7 protein-coding genes are annotated in these 10,000 nt (G+C 34.6%); all 7 read right to left on the reverse strand.

Going from position 1 to position 10,000, the window contains the following annotated elements; genetic code table 11:
• A partial coding sequence (gene sprA, locus LDL23_RS06615; RefSeq protein WP_291265002.1) for a cell surface protein SprA occupies positions 1 to 2,945 on the reverse strand: 2,945 nt, incomplete at its 3' end.
• Between the two features lie 63 nt (positions 2,946 to 3,008).
• On the reverse strand, positions 3,009 to 3,590 hold the full coding sequence (gene ruvA, locus LDL23_RS06620; protein ID WP_026724354.1) for a Holliday junction branch migration protein RuvA: 582 nt from the start codon (positions 3,588 to 3,590) through the stop codon (positions 3,009 to 3,011).
• A gap of 7 nt (positions 3,591 to 3,597) precedes the next feature.
• Positions 3,598 to 5,880, reverse strand: a complete 2,283-nt coding sequence (locus tag LDL23_RS06625) for an NADP-dependent malic enzyme (RefSeq protein WP_291265003.1) — start codon at positions 5,878 to 5,880, stop codon at positions 3,598 to 3,600.
• A 108-nt stretch (positions 5,881 to 5,988) separates the two neighbouring features.
• Positions 5,989 to 6,870, reverse strand: a complete 882-nt coding sequence (locus LDL23_RS06630) for a DUF808 domain-containing protein (protein WP_291265004.1) — start codon at positions 6,868 to 6,870, stop codon at positions 5,989 to 5,991.
• Between the two features lie 90 nt (positions 6,871 to 6,960).
• The gene (gene queG / locus LDL23_RS06635; RefSeq protein WP_291265005.1) at positions 6,961 to 7,887 is read right to left on the reverse strand and encodes a tRNA epoxyqueuosine(34) reductase QueG; all 927 of its coding nucleotides are present in this window, start codon (positions 7,885 to 7,887) and stop codon (positions 6,961 to 6,963) included.
• 1 nt (position 7,888) lies between these two features.
• Positions 7,889 to 8,911, reverse strand: coding sequence for a Holliday junction branch migration DNA helicase RuvB (ruvB, locus tag LDL23_RS06640; RefSeq protein ID WP_291265006.1), 1,023 nt, complete (start codon positions 8,909 to 8,911; stop codon positions 7,889 to 7,891).
• A gap of 74 nt (positions 8,912 to 8,985) precedes the next feature.
• The coding region (locus LDL23_RS06645; protein ID WP_291265007.1) for a cbb3-type cytochrome c oxidase subunit I at positions 8,986 to 10,000 on the reverse strand (1,015 nt) is incomplete at its 5' end.

Here is a 10,000-nt window from a genome sequence, read left to right on the forward strand (position 1 = left end):
TTTTCGGGAGCTTCAAGATCTGAAAATTGATTAGTAGCTGCCAAAGCAGGGTAATAATTATAAGGCCCTCTATCTTTTGGATAATAGCTTAAATCTAAAGTACTAATTACAGTTGATTGTCCTTGAGCAATATCCGTAACCGGATACAATTCTCTACTAAAAATTCGTCTTGTTTTATTTAAAGATAAGTCTGCATCAGATATTCCTGCAGGAGGCTGAATGTAAAAAATAGGATCAATAGTATACCATGACATTTTAGCTCTTTTGTATCCTACACTCAAAACATCAACTGGAGATTCATTTGATGTTGGATCACCATCAAAATCTCCTTCTAATGGAACACTAGCTAAAGACCACGCTTGTGGACTTCTCATATCTATTGTTGATTGCGAACCTTCAAAATCATCTATGTAAGATGTAGGTTCTCCATTAAATTGATCCGCTTTTGATGCTCCTGGTTTTAAGTAAGCAATTTCACCTCTTAAAGAAATATTTGAAGGAACATCGGTATCAATATTTGGAAGTTTATTAACCAATCTTGTTAAAAAAGGAACTTCAGTTGAGTAATTTCCATTAAATCCAAAAATAGTATTATTAACCGATTCTTGTCCATAATTTGATTTGGTAGTAAATGGTCGCTCCGACATGTTTAACATTGTTGCGCCTAACAAGAACTTATCATTGAACTTATGTTCTACATTGAAACCCCAAAATCTTCTTGTTTGCTGACCAAAAACAGAATTATTCTCTACCGAAACTTCAATAGGCGTGCTAGCTAGAGAGGGATCTAGAATATTTACTTTACCCATTTGATAATTCACTGTATAGTCAACACCTTCAACCAAAACTCTTCCTCCAGCAGTTACAACAACGGAACCTTGTGGCACATTAAAAGCGCCTATTGAGATTCCATCGCCCCCCATAGATTTAAATCGCCCTTTTAATTGAAATTTATTTTTAGCACTTTCTTGTAAAGCAGCAGCTTGTGTTGTTTTATATAAATTTCTAAAAACATACTTAGCTTGATTGCTATTATATGTTAAAGGATCATCATAATTTTCAGCAAGTGTTGAAACGTCTAATTTATTAAATAGGTGTTTCCCAAAAGGTTCCACTTTTAAGAAAATAATCCTTCCTTTTTGAGCATCAACTGTTAAACCTGGATAAAAATCAAAAAAACCATCACCCCCCTCTTGAGGGTCATTGGTGAAATTTAATTTATCTAAATCAAACACTTTAAGCAAAGGAGTTTCGACAACATCCGCTGGCAAAGGATCAACCCCAGATTGCGTAATGTAATTTAAAGGAGATGGATCTGTGTATAAAATATTTAACTTAAAATCATCTTGTTGTAATTGAGAACTTCCTGGAATTTGATAAATATTTTTCATCATAATGTTCCAGGTTGGCATAGTAAAATAAGGTCCAACCCCTCCCACTTGATATTTATCAATTGTTAAATTACTTTTTAACAATTTCAAAATTAAAGCTTGAGAACTAGGCACTCCCGAGTTATCTACATTAGTCGCATCAACACCATCTGTTCCAAATTCCCCAACTTGATACACCTGATCACCAATTGTATATTGATAAGCTACTGCCAAAACTTCGTCATTAGCTAAACGCTGATTAAGCGAAATATAACCTAACTGTGGATGAAATGTATATTCAGAAGACGTTAATTTCCTTGCATTTTCTAATTTAGCAAAGTCAATTCCTTCAGCCATTCCTGGAATATTAAAACCATTAGACGCGGTAGAAACATCTCTAATAGAACTATTCAAAAAATTACTTCCAATATTTGTTGGGTCAAATTTGTTATTTCCGTTATTTGATGGGTTATCAGTCGCTACATTATAGAAAGTAGGATTGGCTGTGGTATTAACATGAACGGTTTCTTCTGGCAAAACATTGGTTAATGGCCCTTCCCCAATATCTTGTAGCGCTACTATATTTCTTAAATTATTTTCTGTTGAATTTACTCTATTTTGCTTATTTGTAATCCAGACTTCTATTCTGTTGATTTGAACACGGGAATTTACATAAGGAAATGTTTCCAAAGCCTTATCGTATTTATCTCTAAAGTATTGCGATAAGAAATAATGACGATCTACATCATAATCCAATGCAAACAATTCAAAATCTTGGAGAGTTCCTCCACCTTGCGCTGTTACTGATTTAGTTTGCGATTTTTGTTCTGAAAAAACTCCTGTAACTGTGGTCTTACCAAATTGTAACTGGGCTTTAACCCCAAATAAACTTTGCGCACCTCTAATTAAAGAATTTGACAATGGAAAACTAACATTACCCACTTCAATTTTTTGGATTATATCATCTTCCGTAGGGGTGTATTCTAATTTTATTAAATTTTGAAATGCAAAAGTAGATTGTGTATCATAATTTACATTGACGTTTAAACGTGTTCCTACTTTTCCTTGTAAACCAACACTAATTTTTTGATTAAAATCAAAACTTGTTGTTTTTCTGTTTCTAGGAGAAAAAGATGGGTTATCTTGTTTTGTAAAACGAATACCTAGATCTAACTCTACAGAACCAGTAGGTTTTACATCAATTGTATTACCACCAAAAATAGTTTCAAAAAACTTAGAATTCACATAATATCTTGGCAACAAATTCTTCTTTGCCTCTTCAGAGCCCGCTTTCTTACCATCTATTGCAGCGGATTTTTCCTGATAATATTTACGCATTTGCTCACGCAGAACTAATTCTTCGTATTGCTTTGGCGTAAGTATCATCGGATATTTGATATTGAATCCGTCTACAGAACTGGTATAGATATAACGATCAGATGCTGAATCATATGTATATTTATCTAATATACTAACTGGATTAGGCAAATTTAACTTCCCTAAATCAACACCTGTTTTTACAGAATCTTTTTCCTCTTCATCTACCTGAGCTTGTAGTGAAAAAGAAAAAAGCATACATAATAATGCAAGGCTATGTTGTAATTTATTTATTGCTTTTATATTTCTATTTTTCAAGTTTTATAAATTTTTTAAAGCTTGTTTTATTAAGTTTTCAACAGTAGCATTTGGGGTTTCTCTGATGATTTTGTCGATTACTTTTTCGGCTGCTTTTCTTGCAAATCCTAAAACTTCTAAAGCAGATAACGCTTCATCTTTATTTGTATTGCTTTCAACTACAGAAACTTCATCTAAATTATACACTTTTAACACTTTTTCTTTCAAATCTAAGATAATTCGTTGGGCTGTTTTAGCTCCAATCCCTTTCATAGATTGAATCGTAGCCACATCATTAGCCGCAATTGCCTGAATAATCTGAGCTGGTGCTAAAGATGACAACATTGTTCTAGCTGTACTAGCTCCAACGCCTGAAACCGAAAGTAATAACTTAAAAAGTTCTCTTTCCTGTTTTTCAACAAATCCAAACAAACTATGCGAATCTTCTTTAACTTGAAGAAACGTGTATAATTTCAAACTCTCAGAATCTGGAATTAATGAAAAAGTGTGTAGTGAAATATTAATATGATAGCCCACACCATTGCAATCAATTACAACTTCGGTAGGTGTTTTTTCAACTAATCTTCCTTGAATGTGCGCTATCATATATCAATTATCTGTTTTGTTTTCTATTTTTTTCTTGTGCATCTACAACAGCAACTGCCGCCATATTTACCATTTCTTCAACACTTGCACCTAATTGGAACACGTGAACTGGTTTGTCTAATCCTAAAATAATTGGACCAATTGATTCCGCCTTATTCAACTCTTTCAATAGCTTATACGTGATGTTTGCTGCGTCTAAATTAGGAAAAATAAGTGTATTTACTTTTTTATTTACCAATTTCGAAAATGGAAACTTGCTCTTTAGCATATCTGGATTCAATGCGAAATCGGTTTGAATTTCTCCATCCACGATTAAATCAGGGAAATTTTCATGTAAATAGGCTACGGCTTGGCTTATTTTAGTAGCACCTTCATTGTGAGAAGAACCAAAATTTGAATACGAAACCATTGCAATTACTGGCTCCATTCCGAACATTTTTACTGTTTTAGCTGTCATTAAAGCGATTCTTGCCAATTCTTCAGCTGAAGGGTTTGGATTGATTGCAGTATCCGATAAGAAAATTGGACCTCTTGCCGTCATCATCATATTCGTAGTAGCAATCTTAGAAACTCCTGACGCTTTATCAATCAATTGCATTACCGGTTTAATAGTGGTTGGATAACTTCTAGAATATCCTGTTACCATAGCATCTGCCTCACCTGTATTCACCATCATTAAACCGAAATAGTTACGCTCACGCATCCATTTTTCAGCATCTAACAAAGTAATTCCTTTACGTTTTCTGGTTTCCCAAAAATGATTAGCATACTCTAATCTTTTTGCTTCCGATTCTTTTGTTTTTGGATCAAAAATTGGCACTTCGGTATCGAAACCAATTTCTGATTTTAACTCTTTAATGATTTCTTGATTTCCTAATAAAATTGGGAAACCAATACCTTCTTCGTGTACAATTTGCGCTGCTTTTAACACATCAATTTGATCTGCTTCCGCAAAAATGATACGTTTTGGATTCGTTCTAGCTCTATTGGTTAACAGACGAATCATTTTGTTATCAGAACCCATTCGTTCTAATAATTCGTCTTTGTATTTTTCCCAATCCGTAATTGGTGCAGTTGCCACACCTGATTCCATAGCGGCTTTGGCTACGGCTGGTGGAACTGCTGCAATTAATCTTGGATCAAAAGGTTTTGGAATGATATAATCGCGACCAAACGTTAATTTGGTTTCGCCATAAGCAATATTCACTTGCTCTGGAACTGATTCTTTTGCTAATTCCGCTAAAGCGATAACAGCAGCTTTTTTCATTTCCTCATTAATTTTAGTCGCTCTAACATCTAAAGCACCTCTAAAAATAAATGGGAAACCTAATACATTATTCACTTGGTTAGGATGATCAGAACGGCCTGTTGCCATAATGATATCTTTACGCGTATCAATTGCTAAATTATAATTGATTTCTGGCGTAGGATTTGCCATCGCAAAAACGATAGGATTATCAGCCATTCCTAACAACATTTCTGGTGTAACGATATCTCCCGAAGACAATCCGATAAATACATCGGCACCTTTCATCGCGTGAGCTAAATCGTCATAATGTTTATCCGTTGCATAACGGCGTTGCATATCGGTAACTCTTGGGTCGTCTTTTCTTAAGGCACCTTTACTGTTGAACATTACAACATTTTCAGGTTTCACACCAAAAGAAACATATAAATTAGCACAAGCAATCGCAGCCGAACCTGCTCCAGAAATGACCATTTTCACTTCTTCCATTTTCTTACCTGCTAATTCCACAGCATTCAATAAAGCGGCTGATGAAATAATTGCAGTTCCGTGTTGGTCATCGTGCATTACTGGAATATTCAACTCTTCCACCAAACGTCTTTCAATTTCAAAAGATTCTGGTGCTTTGATGTCTTCTAAGTTAATTCCTCCAAAAGTTGGAGCGATATTTTTAACCGTTGCAATGAATTCTTCGATGTCTTTTGTTCCTACTTCGATATCGAATACATCAATATCAGCGAAGATTTTGAACAACAAACCTTTTCCTTCCATTACAGGTTTTGAAGCTTCTGGACCGATATCTCCTAAACCTAAAACGGCAGTTCCGTTTGAGATTACAGCTACTAAATTTCCTTTTGCGGTATACTTATAAACGTTGTTAACGTCTTTTTCAATTTCTAAACAAGGTTCTGCTACTCCCGGAGAATAAGCCAAAGCTAAATCTCTTTGTGTTGCATATTTTTTGGTTGGAACTACCTGAATTTTCCCAGGTGTAGGTTTTGCGTGATATAATAAGGCTTCTCTACGTTTACTATCTTTATGCATGGTTTTTTATTTTACTAACTTACAAATATAAGGGTATACGTATAAAATGAGAAATTATTTTGGCATTCTTTTGAAAAAAGTTTTGAGAAATAAAACAACAAAAAACAGTTATTTCTTTACCAATCCCTTCATCTTCTTAAAACCTGTCATCAAAAAAACAGCTACTAATCCAAATGAGATTCCAACGCCAAATTCAGCTATTGTTGATGGAATGCTATGTGGAATTAAATGATGGATGTATTCGATATTATGAATGAAAATTCCTCCCGAAACTAGGATAAGTGCAATCGTCCCTAACACAGCAAGTCCTTTAATTACTAATGGTAAAGCTTTGATTAGAGTTTCTCCAAAAGAAGACATAAAACCCTTATTATCCGATTTTCGCATCAAATAAAAACCAGCATCGTCCATTCTTACAATTAAAGCTACGATTCCGTAAACTCCAATAGTGGCTATAATAGCTACAATACTAACACTTATAACTTGGGTTATAAGATCATGTTGTTTTTCCATTGCCGTTCCTAGAGCGATGATAACAATTTCAAGAGATAAAATAAAATCGGTTTTAATAGCCGAACTTACTTTTGCCTTTTCTGAATTTTCGTCATCTTCTTCTAATTTACTTTCTTCAATTACTTCTTGACTTTTTTTAGCGCGATGAAAAAAGTATTCGATAATTTTTTCCACACCTTCATAAGCCAAATAAACTCCTCCTATGATTAAAGCCGCTTTGATTGCAGGCGGATACAACCAATTCAAAACAAAAACAACTGGTAGAATAATCAATTTATTGATAAACGAACCTTTTGTAATTGCCCACAACACTGGAATTTCTCTTGAAGCTAAAAAACCCGTTGCTTTCTCAGCATTTACCGCCAAGTCATCTCCTAAAATTCCTGCTGTTTTTTTGGTTGCTAATTTACTAGTCATTGCTACATCGTCCATCAATGCAGCAATATCGTCTAAGATTGCGAAAAATCCTGATGCCATAATTGTATTTTTTTCTTTTTAATAACGTTCAAAACTACTGTAAAGTTTTGATATTGTAAATATTTGTTGTCTGAAAAAGACTATATCATTTTATTTCTTCAAGAAATTGATATTACGAAGTAAGCCTTCATATTTAGTTCGTTTAACCGCTGAATTTTTAAATACTTTTTGAAAAGCATCAACTGTAATTTCCTCCCAATCCGATTTTGAGAAATTCAAAATATCTGGATTTGCTTCAAAAAGTGGTTCATTATGAGGTTTTGAGAATCGATTCCAAGGACAAACATCTTGACAAACATCGCAACCAAACATCCAATCGTCAAATTTACCTTTCATTTCTTCCGGTAAATTGTCTTTCAATTCAATCGTGAAATACGAAATACATTTACTTCCATCTACCACATAAGGCGCTACAATAGCTTCTGTTGGGCAAGCATCTAAACAAGCGGTACAACTTCCACAATGATCGGTTGTTGGTGTGTCATTTTCTAAATCCAAATCGATAATTAATTCGGCGATAAAATAAAACGAACCGACTTTTTGCGTGATGAGATTGCTATTTTTCCCAACCCAACCCAAGCCACTTTTAGCTGCCCAAGCCTTATCCAAAACGGGTGCCGAATCCACAAAAGCTCTTCCAGAAACTTCGCCAATTTCAGTTTGGATGAAATGTAATAATTCTTTTAATTTCTCTTTAATTACGTGATGATAATCTTGTCCGTAAGCGTATTTGGAAATTTTATACGAATTCTCATTTTGAAGTTCGGAAGGATAGTAATTCAGCAGCAAGGATATTACACTTTTTGCTCCATCCACCAAAAGCGTTGGATCTAAACGTTTGTCAAAATGGTTTTCCATGTAGCTCATTTGACCGTTCATTTGATTGTTCAACCAATTTTCTAATCGTGGCGCTTCTTCTTCCAAAAAACCAGCTTGGGAAATACCGCATGACAAAAAGCCGAGTCTTTTGGATTCGGCTTTGATTATTTGTGAGTATTTTTCTTTGTTGTTAATCAAACTAAAAAAGTCCTCCTTGAATATTGTTTTTAATTTTTCCTAAATGCTTGTAAGCTTTTTCAGTAACTTCTCTTCCACGAGGCGTTCGCATAATAAAACCTTCTTGAATTAAAAAAGGTTCGTATACTTCTTCAATGGTTTCGCCACTTTCGGAAACTGCTGTTGCCAATGTAGTTAAACCAACTGGACCTCCTTTGAATTTATCGATTATTGTGGATAGAATTTTATTATCCATTTCGTCTAATCCGTGTGCATCAACATTTAATGCTTTTAATGCAAATTTTGCGATTTCGATATCGATTTTCCCGTTACCTTTGATTTGCGCAAAATCTCGCACACGACGCAATAAAGCATTGGCAATACGAGGTGTTCCTCTACTTCTACCCGCGATTTCTATCGCAGCTTCCATCGTAATTGGCGTCTTTAAAATGGATGAACTACGTTGGACAATTGTGGTTAATAATTCGGTATTATAGTATTGTAAACGACTTTGAATTCCGAAACGAGCGCGCATTGGAGCAGTTAATAAACCCGAACGTGTTGTTGCTCCAACTAAAGTAAACGGATTCAAATTAATTTGAACAGTTCTGGCATTTGGACCCGATTCAATCATAATATCAATCTTGAAATCCTCCATTGCCGAATACAAATATTCTTCAACAATTGGACTTAAACGGTGAATTTCATCAATAAATAAAACATCTCTTTCTTCAAGATTTGTCAATAATCCGGCTAAATCTCCAGGCTTATCTAAAACAGGACCTGAAGTAATTTTAATTCCTACTCCTAATTCATTTGCTAAAATATTAGCTAAAGTCGTTTTTCCTAAACCTGGAGGACCATGAAACAAAGTATGATCTAACGCTTCTTTTCGCAAATTAGCCGCTTGTACAAAAACAATTAAGTTTTCTAAAACTTGTTCTTGTCCAGAAAAATCATCGAAACTTAGTGGGCGTAATGCCTTTTCGATATCAATATCTTGCGGAGAATAGGATTCTTTATTGGGATTTAAATTATCGTTCATAAAAGCAAAGATAAGTAAAGTTATAAAACAAAAACCTCTCCGATTGGAGAGGTTTGTATATAGTGGAAAAAATCTTAGTGATGTAAAACTTCTTCTCCTTCTTTCATTGGTGTAACTTGAGTAACGAAATCTTCATCGTGACCTGGTTTACTGTAATCATAAGGCCATCTGTGTACTTCAGGAATTTCTCCAGGCCAGTTACCGTGAATATGCTCCACTGGTGTTGTCCATTCTAAAGTATTCGATTTCCATGGATTTTGAGTTGCTTTCTTACCGTAGAAAATGCTGTAGAAGAAGTTCCAGAAGAATACGATTTGGAACGCAGCTCCAACGATTGCAAACATAGTAATTAATACGTTTACGTCTGCTAACTCATCAAATAATGGGAAAGCTGTATTTGTATAGTAACGTCTTGGTAAACCAGCCATTCCAATAAAGTGCATTGGGAAGAAAACTCCGTAAGCACAAATAGCAGTAACCCAGAAGTGAACATAACCTAAGTTTTTGTTTAACATTCTTCCGAACATTTTAGGGAACCAGTGGTAAACACCAGCAAAGAATCCGTATAATGCAGAGATACCCATTACTAAGTGGAAGTGAGCCACTACGAAATATGTATCGTGAACGTTAATATCCAAAGTTGAATCTCCAAGAATAATACCTGTTAAACCTCCAGTGATGAAAGTAGATACTAATCCGATAGAGAATAACATAGCTGGATTTAATTGTAAGTTACCTCTCCATAATGTAGTAATATAGTTAAATGCTTTTACTGCAGATGGAATTGCAATTAATAATGTTGTAAAAGTAAATACAGAACCTAAGAAAGGATTCATACCTGATACGAACATGTGGTGACCCCAAACAATAGTTGACAAGAATGCGATTGCTAAAATAGATGCAATCATCGCACGGTAACCAAAAATTGGTTTTCTAGAGTTTGTTGCAATAATTTCAGAAGTAATACCTAAAGCAGGTAATAATACGATGTAAACTTCAGGGTGACCTAAGAACCAGAATAAGTGCTCGAATAATACCGGAGAACCACCTTGGTAATGTAAAACTTCACCTTGAATAAAAATATCTGAC

The organism is Flavobacterium sp. (genome assembly GCF_020217025.1).
Taxonomy (GTDB): domain Bacteria; phylum Bacteroidota; class Bacteroidia; order Flavobacteriales; family Flavobacteriaceae; genus Flavobacterium.